The sequence below is a fragment of the Blattabacterium cuenoti genome (genome assembly GCF_014251595.1).
Taxonomy (GTDB): domain Bacteria; phylum Bacteroidota; class Bacteroidia; order Flavobacteriales; family Blattabacteriaceae; genus Blattabacterium; species Blattabacterium cuenoti_Q.
In genome coordinates, this window is sequence record NZ_CP059192.1 from 1 (window position 1) to 17,273 (window position 17,273).

A 17,273-nucleotide genomic window follows, 5' to 3' on the forward strand; every position below is an offset into this window, starting at 1 on the left:
ATGGATAATGAAGCTTTAATAGATTCTTTTTCAGATTTCAAGTATGAAAAAAATATAGATAGAATGAGTCTTATGGCCATTTTAGAAGAATCTATACGATGCGTTTTAAGGAAAAAATATGAATCATCCAAAAATTACGATATTATTGTAAATCCAGATCAAGGTGATTTAGAAATATGGAGAAATCGTATAGTAGTACAAGATGGACAAGTAAAAGATATAAATAAAGAAATAGAATTATCTACAGCTAGAAAAATAGAACCTGATTTTGAAATTGGAGAAGAAGTGACAGAAAAAGTGGAATTACAATCTTTAGGACGTAGAGCCATTTTATCTCTAAGACAAAATTTACTTTCTAAAATTAACGAATATGATAATACAAATACTTATAAAAAATTTAAAAATAAAATAGGAGAAATAATTAATGTAGAAGTTTATCATGTTTTACCGAAACAAATAATTATGAGAGATGATGAACAAAATGAAATGGTTTTACCTAAACAAGAACAAATTCCAAGTGACTTTTTTAGGAAAGGAGATCCAGTTAGAGCCTTAGTAAAGCGAGTTGAATGGAAAGATAATAAACCTTTTGCTATTCTTAGTAGAAAAGACGAATCTTTTTTAGAGGAACTTTTTAAGTTAGAAATCCCAGAAGTTTCGGATGGTTTAATTACAGTCAAAAAAGTAGCACGTATTCCAGGAGAAAAAGCTAAAATTGCTGTAGAATCTTATGATGATCGAATAGATCCAGTTGGAGCTTGTGTAGGAATGAAAGGTTCTAGAATTCATCCAATTGTTAGGGAATTAAAAAATGAAAATATAGATGTTATTAATTATACCTCTAATATACAATTATATATTACACGATCTTTAAGTCCTGCTAGAATTTCTATGATGGAAGTTAATGAAGAAAATAAATATGTCAATGTATATGTAAAAATTGAAGAAATATCGAAAGCAATTGGAAAAGGAGGTCAAAATATTAAATTAGCGAGTCAATTAACCGGATATAAAATTCATATATTTAGAGATTTTCCTTATGAAGATGACGTAGAATTAACAGAATTTTCTGATGAAATCGAATCAGAAGTTTTGGAAAAATTTCATAAAGTCGGTTTAAATACGGCAAAATCTGTTTTAAACTACAATAAAAATGATCTAAAAAAACGTACTAATCTGGAAGAAAAAGTTATAAATAAAGTATTCACTATTTTAAGAAAAGAATTTGAAGAAGTATAAATATATCATTTTTCATTTTTTTTCTTTATAATATTTTTATTTTTGTTTTACCATTAAAATACATTTTATATTTTTATATGACTGATAAAATCAGATTAAAAACAGTATTAACAAAATTTAACATTTCTTTACAAAGAGTAATTAGTTTTTTACAAAAAAAAGGAATTGAAATAGAACATAATCCTAATGCAAAAATAGGAGAAAAAATATATAAGTTTCTTGTTCGTGAATTTCAAACTTTTAAAGAAATACGAGATGCATCAGAAAAAGTTTTTTTGCAAAAAAGAATAGAAAAAGAAAAAATAAAAAAAGAATTACTAAAATCAAAACATATTCGACATTATCCAATTATACGTGCAAAATCGGAAAAGTTAATTGAATTTAAAAAAATAGAAAAAATAGATATTGATACATTAGAAAATAAATATGGGACTAAAGAAGAAAAAAAAAATAATTTACATCAACATATACATAAAGTAAAAAAAATAGATAACAAATTAAAACATCATAATAAACCTGAACATATTGATACCATTTATCAAAAATTAGATGGAGTCATGTTAACAGGAGATAGGATCGATTTATCTCAATTTGAGAAAAAAAAAACGAAATTAGAAATTAAAAAAAAACGAAAAAGAATTAAAAAAGAAATTTTCATAGAAGAAAATATTTCTATAGAAAAAAAGAAAAATAAAGGAAAAGAAAAAAGATCTTCCTTTAAAAAACATTCTAATGAAAAAAAAATAGATAAATCTAGAAACAAAAAGAATATACAAAAATCGGAAATTACTGATGAACAAATCAAAAAACAAATTAAAGAAACTTTGGAAAAATTATCTTCCAAAGGAATGAAATCAAAAGCGTCAAAAATTAGAAAAGAAAAACGTCAGTTTAAAAAAGAAAAAAGACTTTTACAAAATGAAATAGAAAATAAAAAAGAAGAAAAAATTCTTAAACTAGCTGAATTTACGACAGTTAATGAATTGGCTTCCATGATGAAAGTCAATGCTACTGATGTGATAATATCTTGTATGTCTTTAGGAATTATGGTGACTATGAATCAAAGATTAGATGCCGAAATATTAACTTTAGTAGCAGATGAATTTGGATTTAATGTTAAATTTGTTGGACTGGATTTAGAAGAAGCTGTTCAAGATGATAAAGATTTAGAAGAACATTTAAAACCAAGACCTCCTATTATTACTGTGATGGGACATGTTGATCATGGAAAAACTTCTTTATTAGATTATATTAGAAATACTAATGTAATTGCAGGGGAAGCGGGGGGTATTACCCAACATATAGCGGCTTATAGTGTAGAATGTTCTAATAATCAGAGTATTACTTTTTTAGATACTCCAGGTCATGAAGCTTTCACCGCCATGCGTGCGAGAGGAGCACAAATAACAGATATTGCGATTATAGTTATAGCAGCTGATGATCAAGTGATGCAGCAAACTAAAGAAGCAATTAGTCATGCTCAAGCAGCTAATGTTCCTATTCTTTTTGTTTTCAATAAAATGGACAAATCTAATGCCAATTCTGATAAAATAAGGGAACAATTAGCTAGTTTAAACTTTTTAGTCAAAGAATGGGGAGGAAAATATACTACTCAAGAAATATCAGCTAAATTAGGAACTGGAATAGATGAACTATTAAAAAAAGTTCTTTTAGTTGCTCAATCATTAAATTTAAAAGCTAATCCCAATAAACCAGCTATAGGAACAGTTATAGAGGCTTCATTAGATAAAGGAAGAGGATATATTACAACTTTACTTTTACAAGGAGGAACATTAAAAGTGGGAGATTATGTTTTGGCAGGAAGTCATCATGGAAAAGTAAAAAATATTTTAGATGAACGAGGAAAATCTATTTTTTCAGCAGGACCATCTAAACCTATTACTATCTTAGGATTAAATGGAGCGCCTACTGCTGGAGATAAATTTAAAGTCTTTAAAGACGAAAAAGAAGCTAAACAACTTGCTTCTAGAAGGGAACAATTACAAAGAGAACAAAATATACGAGCTCAAAAACACCTTACTTTGGATGAAATAGGAAGACGTATAGCGTTAGGAGATTTTAAAGAATTAAAAATTATTCTTAAAGGAGACGTAGATGGATCAGTGGAAGCCATTGCTGATGCTCTTCAAAAATTATCTACAAATACAATTATAATCAATATTATTTATAAAGGAGTTGGTCAGATTACAGAATCTGATGTTTTATTAGCAAGTGCTTCAGATGCTGTTATTATAGGATTTAATGTTCGTCCTAATATTGGAGCCAATAATATAGCCAAAAAAGAGAATATCGAAATACGAACTTATTCTATTATATACGATGTGACCAACGATATTCAGGAAGCTATGGATGGAATGTTATCTCCTGAAATTAGAGAAAAAATATTAGGAAACGCTGAAATTAGAGAAATATTTAAAATACCGAAAGCAGGAACAATAGCTGGATGTATGGTTATAGAAGGAAAATTATTACGTCAAGCAAAAGTAAGATTAATTAGAGAGGGAATTGTTATTCACAATGGAGAATTTACTTCTATTAAACGTTTCAAAGAAGATGTCAAAGAAGTTTCAAAAGGATATGAATGTGGATTAGGAATTAAAAATTATCATAATCTAAAATCTGGAGATATTATAGAAGTTTATGAAGAATCATCTGAATATTATAAAAAAAGTTAATCAATATGATTTATAGAACACATAATTGTGGAGAATTGAGTCGAAAAGATATTGGAAAAGAGGTGACATTATCTGGATGGATTCAAAAAATTAGAAATTTAGGATCTTTATTTTTCATAGATATTAGAGATTATTTCGGAGTTACACAATTGATTATTTCTAAAAAGTCAGTCAAAAAAAATTTTTTTTTAGGAAAAGAATTTTTGATTAAAGTAAAAGGTAAAGTTGTAAAAAGATTATCTAAAAATAACAATATTCCTACAGGCGAAATCGAAATTTCGGTATCTCATATAGATTTATTAAATTCATCTTTATCTCTTCCTTTCAGTATAGAAAATGAAACCGATGGAAATGAAGAAATTAGAATGTTTTATCGATATCTTGATATTAGAAGAAATCCTATTAAAAATAATTTAATTCTTCGTCATAATTTATCTTTGGAAACACGTAATTTTCTTTCTAAGAATGGATTTTTAGAAATAGAAACTCCTACATTAATAAATTACACTTCAGAAGGAGCTAGAAGTTTTGTTGTTCCTTCTAGAAGACATCCTAATAAATTTTATGCATTAGCTCAATCTCCACAATTATTTAAGCAACTGTTAATGATAGGAGGAATAGACAAATATTTTCAAATTGTCAAATGTTTTAGAGATGAAGATTCTCGTTCTGATAGACAAATAGAATTTACACAAATAGATTGTGAAATGTCTTTTGTAGAAGTACATGATGTGTTAATATTTTTTGAACATTTTATTAAACATATTTTCAAAGAAATAAAGAACATTTCATTAGATCCTTTTCCTTCTATTTCTTATTATGATGCTATAAAAATGTATGGGACAGATTCTCCTGATATTCGTTTTGGAATGCCTTTTATTGAATTGAATGATTTAATTCAAAAGAAAAATATTAATTTTTTAAAAATACAAGAATTGGTAATAGGAATTAAAATTAATAAAAGTCATAATACTCATGAAAAAATAAATTTTTTTTTGAAAAAAATAAAAAATCCAAATTTTTTTTGGATAAAATACTTATATGATCGAACTTTTATTCATTCCAATCAAAACTTTTTAAATAAAGAAATTATAAAAATTTTTGTAAAACATTTTGAAGCTATTCCCGGAGATTTATTATTTTTTTCTTATGGAAAAGAAAAAAAAGCTAGAGAAGAACTTGGAAAGATACGGATAAAAATAGCAGATTTTTTAAATTTAAAAAATCCTAATGTTTTTAAACCTTTATGGATTAAAGATTTACCTCTATTGGAATGGGAAAATGAATCTAAAAAATATAAATCGGTACATCATCCGTTTACGAGTCCCAAAGAAGAAGATATTGATTTTTTGAAAAACAATCCAGAAAACATACGTTCTAAATCTTACGATTTGATTATAAATGGGATAGAAATAGGAAGTGGATCTATACGTATTCACAATAAAAACGTACAAAATTTAATTTTTAAACATTTAGGATTATCTCAAAAAGAAATCGAATATAAATATGGTTTTTTTATAAAAGCTTTTGAATATGGGATTCCTCCTCATGGAGGGATCGCTTTTGGACTAGATAGATTAGTTAATCTTTTAGAAGGAAATAAAAATATAAAAGATTTTATTGCTTTTCCAAAAAATAATTATGGAAAAGATATAATGATAAATACTCCATCTTTTTTAGAAAAAGAAAAATTAAAAGAATTACATTTACGTTAAATGATTTTGATATCGTAAACAAGATTCTTTATACACAAAAATGGCTTCTTTTTGGTCTTTCCAAGGTCCTATTTTCACTTTTTTGTTTTCTAAATCTTTATATACCAAAAAAAAATGCTCTATCTCTTTTCTAGTATGTAAAGATATTTCATCAATATTATTTATAATATTATAATTTGGATCAGCAAGAGGAACACAAATGATCTTTTCATCTTTTCCTTTTTCATCTGTCATAAAAAAAATTCCTATTGGTTTTACTTTTATTAAACAACCTGGTATTGTAGGTTCTGTTAAGAAAACTAAAACATCTAATGGATCCCCATCCATAGAAAGAGTTTTTGGAATAAAACCATAATCTGTTGGATAACTCATAGGAGAATATAATACTCGATCTAATCGAATTAGATTATTTTTTTTGTCAAATTCATATTTATTTCTACTTCCTTTAGGAATCTCAATCATTGCATCAAAACTGATTTTCATAATTTTTATATTTTTGTATAACAATTAAATTTTTCTAAATATAAAGCTACTTTTTTTGCAAAACATCCACCTAAAACTCCATCTATAACACGATGATCGTAAGAATGAGATAAATAAATTTTATATCTTATTCCTATTAAATCTCCTTTTGGAGTTTCTATGACTGATAATTTTTTTTGAATCATACCTATCGCCATAATAGCTACTTGTGGCTGATGTATAATTGGAGTTCCAAAAAGATTTCCAAAACTACCTATATTACTAATCGTATAAGTCCCTCCTTGAGTTTCTTCAGGTTTTAATTGATTAGATTTAGCTCTTTTTATTAAATCATTAATAATTTTTATTAATCCTACCAAATTATAAGAATCTGCATTTTTGATTACAGGAACAATTAAATTTCCATTGGGTAAAGCAGTGGCTAATCCTATATGGATATTTCTTTTTTTGATTATATTAGTTCCAATAACGGAAATATTTATCATAGGATGATCTTTTATAGCTTTTACCACACATTCCACAAATACAGACATTAAGGTTAATTTTTCTCCTGTATTTTTCTGAAAAGTCTCTTTAATTTTTTCTCTCCATTTCACTATATTTGTCACATCTGCTTCAACAAAAGAAGTGACATGCGCAGAAATATTCTTACTGCTAATCATATGTTTTGCAGTAATCTTACGAATTCTATCCATTTCTATTATTTCTTCATTTTCATTTTTAACATTATCGTATTTAGGTTTAGGAAAAATAATATTGTTTTTTCTGATATGGATATATTTTAACATATCTTTCTTAGTAATACGTCCTTTTTCTCCACTTCCTTCTATTGTTTCCAATTCATAAAAATTAATTCCTTCTTTTTTAGCAATACTACGTACAAGAGGAGAATAAAAACGTTTTTTACTTTTTTCTACTGAAATTTTTTCTAAAAAAAATTTTTCTTCCGTTTCTAAAATAGCAATAAAATTACCCACTTTAGCCACTTCATTAGGAGCGAATAGTTTCTTTTTTAAAACCCCATTTACAGGAGAAGATATTTCAGTATCTATTTTATCTGTAGCTATTTCTACCAAAATATCTTCTTTTTTTACAGATTCCCCTTCTTCTTTTAACCAACGAATGATAGTAGCTTCAGCTATGCTTTCACCCATGGCTGGAAGGGGTAAATTATATTCGGCCATCTAGATAAATCGTTTTATATTTGCCGATATGAATCGGATTTTGCAATCTAATCAAAATAGAAAACTTACAAAACCAAAAATAATAAATTCATTTTAAAAAATGAAAATTCTTTCTTTAAATCAAATTAGAAAAGCAGATCAATATTGTATGGATTATGAATCAATTTCTTCTACTCAATTAATGGAAAGAGCAGCTAAAGGTTGTTTTGATTGGATTATTCATCATCATCAATATTTCAAATTAAAAAAAATTCCATTTATAGTATTGGCAGGAAATGGAAATAATGGAGGAGATGGACTTTTTTTATCTAAGATGTTGCATTTATATGGAGCTTCCGTTTTTGTATATGAAATGAATATTTCAAATCATTTTTCAAACGATTTTTTAATCCAAAAAAATAAAATATTAGAACATAAAATAAATTTGAAAACAATTCATGAAGGAGATCAATTTCCTTTTTTTAATCAGGATAGTTATTTGATTGATGCTATTTTTGGAATAGGATTTAATCGCGAAATGAATCCATATTGGAAATCTTTTTTTGATTACATAAACGAAACAAAATTTAAAGCAATTATATCTATAGATATTCCATCTGGACTATTCTTAGAAAAAAAACATGAAAATTTTGAAGGAATAATTAAAGCGACTCACACTTTAAGTTTTCAAGCTCCAAAATTATGTTTTTTATTACCAAATTATGCAGATTATGTTGGGAAATGGTATTTGATAAATATTGGATGGAATAATGATTTTTTGAATAAAATAAAAACTCAAAATTATTATATAGATCATCAATTAGTTTTAAGTATATATAAAAAAAAAAAAAGAAGGAAATTTTCACATAAAGGAGATTATGGGCATGGAACTATTATAGGAGGACGTTTTGGGATGATAGGATCTGTAGCACTGGCGTCAAGTGCTAGTTTTCGTACTGGAATCGGAAAATTAAGTGTATATATTCCTTCCTGTGGGTATCAAATAATACAATCTGTACTTCCAGAAGCTATTGTACATACAGACGTCAAAGACAATTGGATCAGTAATATTGTTATTTCTCATAATAATATAAATGCAATAGGAATAGGAGTGGGAATGGGAGTTCATCCTCAAACGGTATATGCTGTAGAATCTTTTTTTTTAAATTTATTAAAAATAAATAAAAAAATACCTATAGTCATTGATGCTGACGCTATAAATATATTATCATCTCAATCAAAACTTTTGGAGCTTCTTCCAAAAGAAGCTATTATTACTCCACATCCAAAAGAATTTCAAAGATTATTTGGTTCATGGAAAAACGACTATGAAAAATTATTGATTCTAAAAAAAATGTCTATAAAATATAAAATTTTTATTGTATTAAAAGGAGCACACTCCGTGATTTCAACCCCTAATGGGGATCAATATTTTAATAGTACAGGAAATACAGGAATGGCGACAGCAGGTAGTGGAGATGTTCTGACGGGAATCATAATGAGTTTATTGTCTCAAGGTTATTCATCAAAGGAATCATGTATTATGGGTGTTTATTTACATGGATTAGCAGGAGATATTGCTTCAAAAAAATTAAGTAAAGAAGCTATCATAGCCAATGATATTATTAAAAATATAGGAGAAGCTTATCTAAAAATTAAGGTTTAAATTTTTATATTCTGATTTTAATTCATTTAATACTATAATTAATACTAGAGTTAATGACTACAGTATATAATAAAATTATGACTGTTGTTAACAAACAAACTTTGGAAATCAAATCTCCATTTTTAATATAAAAAGTTTTTTTGTGGTTGAGATATATTTTATCTAATAAAACTCCTTCTTTCCCATAAGGAATATATGATTTGATTTCTCCTTTTTCATCAATCAAACAGGAAATTCCTGTATTTGCAGATCTAGCTATGTATTTTCTGTTTTCAATTGCTCTAATACGAGCATAATACATGTGTTGTTTATGTCCTTGTGATCGATCCCACCATCCATCATTAGTAATGATAACCATTAATTCTACATTTTTTTTTCTAAAAAAATTAGAAACATATTCTCCAAAAACAGATTCATAACAAATGATAGGGGCAATTTTTATTTTTAAATAAGGATGTTGAAAAACAGAAGGATAATTTTCTTTTCCAAGTTCCATCACTGTTCCTCCAAAATTAAGTAATATATTTCCTAATATGGGTGAAAAAATTTTTTTATAAGGAAAAGTTTCTACAGCTGGAACAAGTTTAGATTTATGATGAAATTCAATATTATTATGAGTACCGATCTGAATTATTGAATTAAAAATATCTATCCATTGTATATTTTTTCTATCTTTTGAAATAATAGGAAAGGAAGTTTTACTCTTATTTTTATGGTATAAAGTAAATAATTCTACTCCTGTTATAAATACTGTATTTGGAGACTTATTTATTAAATAATTTTTAAATGTAGAAATGATTTTATTTTGATTTATATTTTTGATTGGTATTTTTTCTGGAAACATAGTTTCAGGAGCAATGATAATCATTGATTCTTTAGATATTTTTCGATTTATTAATTTTTTTAATTTTGAAATTAATTCATTTGTTGAAATAGAATATTTTTGATTATATGGGTCTATATTAGGCTGTAAAATTAATACATTTGCAGTACGTTTATATTGATTTTTTTTATATTCATATTTTATATATATAAAATATGAAATCAAAATCATAAAAAAAATTATTCCCGTATTAAAAAATATTCCCTTATAAAAAAATAAAATATTTTTATCGTTTTTATACTTAATAATCGATTCTGTCAGTCCAATGTTGACTATCCATATCCATATAGATCCTCCTAAAATTCCTGTATATTCATACCATTGAATCCATTCCGTTCTATTAGAAAACCCATTTCCTAAATTAAGCCAAGGCCAACTTAATTCCCATTCTAAATGCATCTTTTCAAATGAAATCCATAAACAAACTAAAAATACATATCCTATTTTTTTATTTTTTATATATCTTTTTATCCATGAATAAAAAGAAAAAATAATTGACATAAAAAAAGAATTAAATAATACAGGAATTAAATAAGCTTCTATAGCAAAAGTTCCATTCGTTCTTTTTGCGTAAGACAACCAATATGTAGAAATAGCATTCCATGTTAAAAACGTAATAAAAGAAAATAATAAAATACAAAATAAAGAATGATTCAGATAATTTTCTATATATAATAAAGGAATAAAAGCAATAAATAAATATATGGGAAATCCATCAGTAGGCCATCCTAATCCTAAAAGAATACCTGATAATACACTGTATATAAAAAATTCAATTTTTTGTGTAATGATTTTCTATAATTAACTTAAATAAATGGAGCTGGCGGGATTCGAACCCGCGTCCAAACAAGTAGTATAAAAGATTTCTACATATTTATCCAAAAAAAATTTTAACATTTTTATCCAAGTTTTGGATCTTAAATAAAAATTTCAGATTCAAAATTTTTAGAAAACTTAAGAATCATCCGTTTTCTTATCCTTCACATTTTGAGTACCTCTATATCAGAAATTAGAAGGAAGAATTCCTGAGAGATATTTTGCTTCTGCATTTTTGGCAGATTAAGCTATGTTCTTATCCAAAAAAAACATTAAGCAGCAAAAGCGTATTGTTTTTCGCCATTTATATATTTTGTAACGCCTGATTTTCGTGTAATACCTTACGTGACACGATATGCTTTCTTTTATTACTTATCTTGCTGTCAAATCCAAAATCAGCCCCCATTTTTTACAAAAATAATAAATTTTAAATTATTATGACTTATATTTGAAATTAAAATTCAAAAATTCAATTATATTCAAATCAAACTAGTTTGATTTGAAGCGTCTATTCTTAAAAATAAAAATAATAAAACAGTAAAAGACCATAGAGATGATCCTCCATAACTAAAAAAAGGTAAAACAATTCCTATTGTGGGAAAAAGCCCCATAACCATTCCTAAATTAATCATAATATGAATCAAAAGAATATTTCCAACTGAATATCCAAAAATTCTTCCAAAAATATCTTTTTGTCTTTCAGACAAAAAATAAATACGACTAATAAATAATAAATAAAATATAATTAAAATCATGCTTCCCATAAAACCCCATTCTTCTCCTACTGTGCAAAAAATATAATCTGTATGTTGTTCTGGTACAAATTTTCCTTTTGTAATAATTCCTTTTTGATATCCTTTTCCAAAAAATTTTCCAGAACCAATAGCGGTTTTAGAATATAATAAATTATACCCTACATTATCTCTATATTTTCTATCAAATTCATTTTGAAATAATATATTGATTCTATCTTTATGATGTTTTTTCAAAAATTTTTGAAAAAAAAGTGGAGATACAATAGAAAAAACTGAAAAATTAATCAACAAAAATGTATAAAAACATAAATCAATAAGTGATATATGTTTCTTAAATATCAAAAAAAATATAAAAATAATAAATAGAAGTAAAATTACCATCCCAGATGATAAATTTAATGAAACTACAAATAAAAAAATATAAAACAAAAAATAAAGTATAAAATAAATAGACAACCCTTCTCGATATAAAGTAAGAAAAAAAGAAAAAAAAACAATGGAAGAACCAGGATCGGGTTGTAAAAATATTAAAAAGGAAGGTAATACTAATATAATAAATATATATAATAATGTTTTATTATTATTTTTTATATTTTCCTGACACATAACATGTGCTATCATCAATGATGTTGATATTTTAGCTAATTCAGATGGTTGAAAACTAATAGGACCCAAAACATACCAAGATTTTGATCCATTAATATTTTTTCCGAAAAAAAATATGCCAATTAAAAGAAATAATGTAAATAAAAAGAAAAATGGAGTTATATGTTTATAATGAATAGGTTTAAACAAAAAAATAAAAAATATAAAAATAAAACTTAATAATATCCATATTAATTGTTTTTCTGCTTTTTCGGGAGATACAGAATATAAATTCATGCATCCAAAAAAAATCATAATAATATAAATAACGACAACTATCCAATCTATGTTTCTTAATAATATTTTATTTCTTTTGATCAATAGAATTTTTTGTGTAAAAATCGTTTAATTTTTTCATTTTTGCTATTGAACTATATATTTTTTGTAATCCTGAAGTCATTATTTTTTTTTCAAGGTTTTTTCTATTTACATTATTTTTGATATATTTTTCTGCAATAAGGCTAGCAATGGGACCAGCCCAACGAGATCCAAATCCTCCATTTTCTATTATAACAGAAATAGCAATTTTTGGATCTTCTACTGGAGCAAATAATATAAAAATAGAATGATCGGGTAAAGAAATTATTTTATGATTTATTTTAATAAAATTCTGAGCTGTTCCTGTCTTTCCAGCCATTCTGATATCAGATGATTTGAAATTTCTTCCAGTTCCAATCATAAAAACTTTTTCCATTCCATTAATAATAAAATCAAAATATTTACTTTTAACTTTAGTATGTTTGGCTACTGTATAATTAGGATTAGATATAGGTTGATGATTTATTCGTTTTACTATATGTGGAGTATAGAAAAAACCACGATTTGCTATGGCACAAACCATATTAGCTAATTGCATGGGAGTTACATTTATTTCTCCTTGTCCAATGCTATTAGAAATAATTGTAATCGCATTCCATTTTGTTATTCCATATTTTTTATTATAATAATCCCCAGAAGGAATAACACCTTTTTCTCCTGTAGCTAAATCGTTATATAAATAATTTCCAAAACCAAAACTTTTGATAATATCACACCATTCATTAACCCCTTTTGTCAAGTCTTTAGGATATTTCTCTATGACACGTTTATAAACTTGTGCAAAATAATTATTACAAGAAACAGCAACAGCTGTTTCTACACCGATAGGATATCCATGAATTCCAGAATGACAATGAATTCTTTTTCTTCCATATTTAAATCCTTTATAGCATACAAAAGTAGTATTGGTGTCGACGACTCCCATTTGAAGACCTGCTAATTCGGTTAGTAATTTAAATGGAGAAGCAGGTGGATAACGGGCTTGTGTCGTTCTATCAAATAAAGGATAATCGATTGTGTTTCTCATTAATTTTTGAAATTCTTTAGATCTATTTACACCTACAAACAGATTAGGGTCATTAATAGGACTAGATACTAAAGATAAAATTTCTCCATTTTTAGGATTGATAGCAACTATTCCTCCTTTTTTTTGAAACATAAGTTGTTCAGCATAATTTTGTAAATTCCAATCTATAGTCAAAGAAACATCATTTCCACTTACAGCTTTAACATTGTTTTTACTATTGTTATAACTCCCAATAATACATCCTTTTCTATCTCTTACCCAATATTTTACTCCTTTTTTTCCTCTCAAAACTTTTTCATAAGATTTTTCTACTCCAGACCAACCAATAAAATCTCCTATTTGATAATAATGAGGTTCCTTTTTAATATCTTTTTGAGTTACTTCACCTATATACCCTAAAACATTGGCTGAACTTTCTACTTTATAATCTCTAAGAGAACGTTTTGTCCAATCAAAACCCTTGTATTTATAAAGTTTTTCTTGTATAGTCGCAAATTTTTCTTTCGAAATAAAAGGTAAAAAAACAGATGGTAAATATTTAGAATAAGCTTTTGCTTTCTCTAAATTTTTTAAAAACATATTTTTTTCAATTCCTACAAGATTACAAAACTCCATAATGTTAAAATGTTCATCGATAAGAATCGGGATAACTATCAACTCATAAATAGATTTGTTAAAAACCAATAAATTTTCATTTCTGTCAAAAATTGATCCTCTTTCAGGAATAATAATTTCCTGTTTAATAGAAGTATTAAAAGCATTTAGAATATACTTTTCTGTATAAATTTGTATATAAAATAATCTGATTATAAAAATTACACCGATAACACTCAAAAAAATGTAAAACTTATATAATTTTTTCAATGTTTAATTTTTTTGAAAAAAAAATATATAATACATAAAATAGTTGTAAAAATAATGCTAAATATTGTTCTAAATAAAACAATTTGATTAAAAATAGTTCCTTTCAATACCTTTAATATTAACAAAGAAAAATGATGTGTAAAAACCAACGAAAATATGTAAAGTATTTTCCTAATAAAAGATAATTCATAAATTGAAAAATCACTTCTATTTATAAAATTTTTTCCATCAAAAAATTGTAAAAATTTTAGTCTCAAAAAAGCACATAATGTAGAAGAAAAAGCGTGGATTCCTCCAGAATTCATACAATGATCTATCACCCATCCTATTAAAAATGAAAAAAATAAAAATATAAATTTATTTTCATTATATGGATATATTAATATAAAAAGAACATATATATAAGAATAGCATCCTAAAAATAAAAATAAAGGATTTAATATTGATATTTGAATTAAACAAAGAAAAAAAATATAAAATAAAGAAATAATAAAATTTTTGATTAAATTCATTACTTATTTTCAACTTTATAAAGTTGAAGATTATTCCATTCTTGTTTCAATAAATTCTTGACTACATAAGCATTTTCTATCGTAGAAAAATTAGCCATTAATTTCACTTTTATTACATAGTTAGCGTGTTCTTCATCAAATTTATAAGAATAGACTTTCCCAATAGGAATTCCTTCAGGAAAAGTGGCAGATTTTCCATCTGTTTCAACGATATCCCCTTTATGTATGGTAGAATGTCTGGGGATATCATATAAAATCACATATTCATAATTCATTCCATCCCAACTAAGAGTTCCAAAATATTTATTTTTCTTTAGTCTAGCGTTTACTTTAATTTTTGGATTTAAAATAGAAATCGCTATACTAAAATGTGTAGAAGTTTTTATAATAATTCCTGCAATTCCATTGGATAATATAATACCCATATCTGGTTTGATTCCATCTATACTGCCTTTATTTATAGTTATGTAATTCTCCTGTTCATGAATACTGTTATTTATAATTTGTACGGGTGTAAAAATATATTGTTGTAAATAATTAATATCTTCTTTTTTAAAATCTTTAGATATCTTTCTTATTTTAGAAAATATTTGAGCATCACGTAATCTTTTATTTTCATTTAAAAGTTTTTCGTTTTCTATTTCTAATAAAAAATAACGACGTAGTTTATAATTTACTTCATAGATTTTTCCAATCATAAAATTGGAAGAACCAGCATAAATATTTTTATGAAATTTTGAATTTGAAAAAGAAAGAAAAATAGCCGAAAATTCTAATAAAAAAAAGAAAATGAAAAAACGCCACTTCAAAAAAAAATTAAAAAATTCACGCATAAAATTAATCTATAACCCTATTTCATTAAAAATGTAAATTTATCAATATTTTTTAACGCAACTCCTGTTCCTTTAACGACAGCTCTCAAAGGGTCCTCTACTAAAGAAACAGAAAGGCCTGTTTTATTGGAAATTCTTTTGTCTAATCCTCTTAAAAGAGAACCTCCTCCTGCCATATATATTCCTGTTTTATAAATATCTGCTGCAAGTTCCGGAGGAGTTCTAGAAAGTGTTTCCATAACAGCATCTTCAATTCGTAAAATGGATTTATCTAAAGCAGGAATTGTTTCTTTATAAGAAAGGTTCATTTCTTTAGGTTTTCCTGTAGGAAGATCTCTTCCCTGTATATGAATATCCTCTGGTGGAGTTTCTATGGATTCCATTGCTGCTCCTATATCTATTTTTATTTTTTCAGCAGTTCTTTCTCCAATGTACAAATTATATTTAGAACGAAGAAAATAAGCTATATCATTAGTAAAAACATCTCCAGCTATTTTGATCGATTTTTGGCAAACGATACCTCCCAAAGCTATAACTCCACATTCTGTAGTTCCACCTCCTATATCAATAATCATATTCCCCTCTGCTTTAGTGACAGAAATACCTGATCCTATAGCCGCGGCCATAGGTTCTTCTATGAGATAAACTTCTTTAGCATTAAGATGTTGAGCTGAATCTTTCACAGCTCTTTTTTCTACTTCTGTGATTCCAGAAGGAATACAAATGACCATTGTTAATGATGGAGTAAAAAATTTGTTATTAATACCCGGAACTTTTTTGATAAATTCTTTGATCATCAGTTCTGCTACTTGATAATCTGCAATGACTCCATCCTTTAATGGTTTATATATCTTAATATTTTCATGTGTTTTTCCTTGCATTTGTTTAGCGTCTTCTCCCACAGCTAATACTTTTTTTGTTCTTACATCTATTGCTATGATAGAAGGTAAATCGACAATCACTTTGTTATTATGCATAATAAGTGTATTTGCTGTACCTAAATCTATAGCAATTTCTTGAGTAAAAAGATTTTTCATCAAATCTATTACTAATCCCATTAGTATTATTTTATGAAAATAAATACCTAATTTAAATAAAATTACAGTTTTTCAGTATATTGAACATATTAATAATTTTTTCCTTTGAAAGAACATAAAGAACATGATGTATTTTTGTTACAAGGAAGTAACAAAGAAAATAAAAAAAAGTATTTAGATAAATCTTTAATTTTAATATCTAAAAATATTGGTAAAATTGTTGATTTTTCATCATATTTTGAAAGCGAAGCATGGAATATGAAAAATTATTCTATCTTTTATAATAGAGCTTTGCATATAAAAACGTATTATTCTCCTATTGATCTTTTAAAAAATATTTTAAATATAGAATTTATCATGGGAAGAAGAAAAAAATATTTTGAAGAAGAGCAATATCAAAATCGAGAAATAGATATAGATATTTTATTTTATGATCATGTTATTATATATAGTTGTATTTTAACAATCCCACATCCATTATTACATTTACGAAGATTTGTGTTAGAACCTATGTGTGAAATTGCTCCTAAAAAAAATCATCCAATATTTAATTTAACTATTTTAGAAATGTTAGGATTATGCATGGATAAATTATATGTTCAAAAAATATTCAAATGAATT

13 protein-coding genes and 1 other RNA gene are annotated in these 17,273 nt (G+C 25.8%); 5 read left to right on the plus strand and 9 right to left on the minus strand.

The annotated features are described in order from the left end of the window. The 3 genes from nusA to aspS all read left to right on the plus strand — a co-directional run bounded on the left by nusA (window position 1) and on the right by aspS (window position 5,650). Window positions 1-1,239, plus strand: a complete 1,239-nt coding sequence (gene nusA, locus H0H66_RS00005) for a transcription termination factor NusA (protein ID WP_185857957.1) — start codon at window positions 1-3, stop codon at window positions 1,237-1,239. A 77-nt stretch (window positions 1,240-1,316) separates the two neighbouring features. Then, window positions 1,317-3,935 carry a translation initiation factor IF-2 gene (gene infB, locus H0H66_RS00010; protein WP_185857958.1) on the plus strand — a complete coding sequence of 873 codons (2,619 nt, stop codon included), beginning with the start codon at window positions 1,317-1,319 and terminating at the stop codon, window positions 3,933-3,935. 5 nt (window positions 3,936-3,940) lie between these two features. After that, window positions 3,941-5,650 (plus strand): aspartate--tRNA ligase, encoded by a 1,710-nt coding sequence (gene aspS, locus H0H66_RS00015; protein WP_185857959.1) that lies wholly within the window; start codon window positions 3,941-3,943, stop codon window positions 5,648-5,650. Here the strand turns inward: aspS and H0H66_RS00020 are convergent. After that, window positions 5,642-6,133: an inorganic diphosphatase gene (locus H0H66_RS00020; RefSeq protein ID WP_238785056.1), complete on the minus strand. Its 492-nt coding sequence runs from the start codon at window positions 6,131-6,133 to the stop codon at window positions 5,642-5,644. The two genes, aspS and H0H66_RS00020, sit on opposite strands and share 9 nt — an antisense overlap. Window positions 6,134-6,138: 5 nt before the next feature. Further along, window positions 6,139-7,317, minus strand: a complete 1,179-nt coding sequence (locus H0H66_RS00025; protein ID WP_185857960.1) for a dihydrolipoamide acetyltransferase family protein — start codon at window positions 7,315-7,317, stop codon at window positions 6,139-6,141. A gap of 100 nt (window positions 7,318-7,417) precedes the next feature. Between H0H66_RS00025 and H0H66_RS00030 the strand changes: the two genes are divergently transcribed. Continuing rightward, entirely contained in the window at window positions 7,418-8,962 is a 1,545-nt protein-coding gene (locus H0H66_RS00030; protein WP_185857961.1) for an NAD(P)H-hydrate dehydratase, read from the plus strand. Window positions 8,963-8,984: 22 nt separating this feature from the next. Here the strand turns inward: H0H66_RS00030 and lnt are convergent, their stop codons facing one another. The 7 genes from lnt to H0H66_RS00065 all read right to left on the minus strand — a co-directional run bounded on the left by lnt (window position 8,985) and on the right by H0H66_RS00065 (window position 16,673). Beyond that, window positions 8,985-10,637 carry an apolipoprotein N-acyltransferase gene (gene lnt, locus H0H66_RS00035; RefSeq protein ID WP_317167876.1) on the minus strand — a complete coding sequence of 551 codons (1,653 nt, stop codon included), beginning with the start codon at window positions 10,635-10,637 and terminating at the stop codon, window positions 8,985-8,987. Between the two features lie 20 nt (window positions 10,638-10,657). Continuing rightward, window positions 10,658-11,064: a transfer-messenger RNA gene (ssrA, locus tag H0H66_RS00040) on the minus strand. 76 nt (window positions 11,065-11,140) lie between these two features. Then, window positions 11,141-12,382 carry a rod shape-determining protein RodA gene (gene rodA / locus H0H66_RS00045; protein WP_185857962.1) on the minus strand — a complete coding sequence of 414 codons (1,242 nt, stop codon included), beginning with the start codon at window positions 12,380-12,382 and terminating at the stop codon, window positions 11,141-11,143. Further along, window positions 12,366-14,270 (minus strand): penicillin-binding protein 2, encoded by a 1,905-nt coding sequence (gene mrdA / locus H0H66_RS00050; protein ID WP_185857963.1) that lies wholly within the window; start codon window positions 14,268-14,270, stop codon window positions 12,366-12,368. Before mrdA ends, rodA begins: the two co-directional genes overlap by 17 nt. Beyond that, window positions 14,267-14,782: a hypothetical protein gene (locus H0H66_RS00055; protein ID WP_185857964.1), complete on the minus strand. Its 516-nt coding sequence runs from the start codon at window positions 14,780-14,782 to the stop codon at window positions 14,267-14,269. The genes mrdA and H0H66_RS00055 overlap by 4 nt, the downstream gene beginning before the upstream one ends. After that, on the minus strand, window positions 14,782-15,615 hold the full coding sequence (mreC, locus tag H0H66_RS00060) for a rod shape-determining protein MreC (protein ID WP_185857965.1): 834 nt from the start codon (window positions 15,613-15,615) through the stop codon (window positions 14,782-14,784). Before mreC ends, H0H66_RS00055 begins: the two co-directional genes overlap by 1 nt. 17 nt (window positions 15,616-15,632) lie before the next feature. Next, window positions 15,633-16,673 (minus strand): rod shape-determining protein, encoded by a 1,041-nt coding sequence (locus tag H0H66_RS00065; protein WP_185857966.1) that lies wholly within the window; start codon window positions 16,671-16,673, stop codon window positions 15,633-15,635. Between the two features lie 84 nt (window positions 16,674-16,757). On the opposite strand from H0H66_RS00065, the gene folK reads away from it, so the two are divergent. Beyond that, a complete protein-coding gene (gene folK, locus H0H66_RS00070) occupies window positions 16,758-17,270 on the plus strand; it encodes a 2-amino-4-hydroxy-6-hydroxymethyldihydropteridine diphosphokinase (RefSeq protein WP_185857967.1) in 513 nt (170 codons plus the stop codon). Window positions 17,271-17,273 lie beyond the last annotated feature (3 nt).

Coding starts and splice junctions, on each gene's coding strand:
- nusA (WP_185857957.1), top strand. CDS start 1: ATGGATAATGAAGCTTTAATAGATTCTTTTTCAGATTTCAAGTATGAA.
- infB (WP_185857958.1), top strand. CDS start 1,317: ATGACTGATAAAATCAGATTAAAAACAGTATTAACAAAATTTAACATT.
- aspS (WP_185857959.1), top strand. CDS start 3,941: ATGATTTATAGAACACATAATTGTGGAGAATTGAGTCGAAAAGATATT.
- H0H66_RS00020 (WP_238785056.1), bottom strand. CDS start 6,133: ATGAAAATCAGTTTTGATGCAATGATTGAGATTCCTAAAGGAAGTAGA.
- H0H66_RS00025 (WP_185857960.1), bottom strand. CDS start 7,317: ATGGCCGAATATAATTTACCCCTTCCAGCCATGGGTGAAAGCATAGCT.
- H0H66_RS00030 (WP_185857961.1), top strand. CDS start 7,418: ATGAAAATTCTTTCTTTAAATCAAATTAGAAAAGCAGATCAATATTGT.
- H0H66_RS00055 (WP_185857964.1), bottom strand. CDS start 14,782: ATGAATTTAATCAAAAATTTTATTATTTCTTTATTTTATATTTTTTTT.
- mreC (WP_185857965.1), bottom strand. CDS start 15,615: ATGCGTGAATTTTTTAATTTTTTTTTGAAGTGGCGTTTTTTCATTTTC.
- H0H66_RS00065 (WP_185857966.1), bottom strand. CDS start 16,673: ATGGGATTAGTAATAGATTTGATGAAAAATCTTTTTACTCAAGAAATT.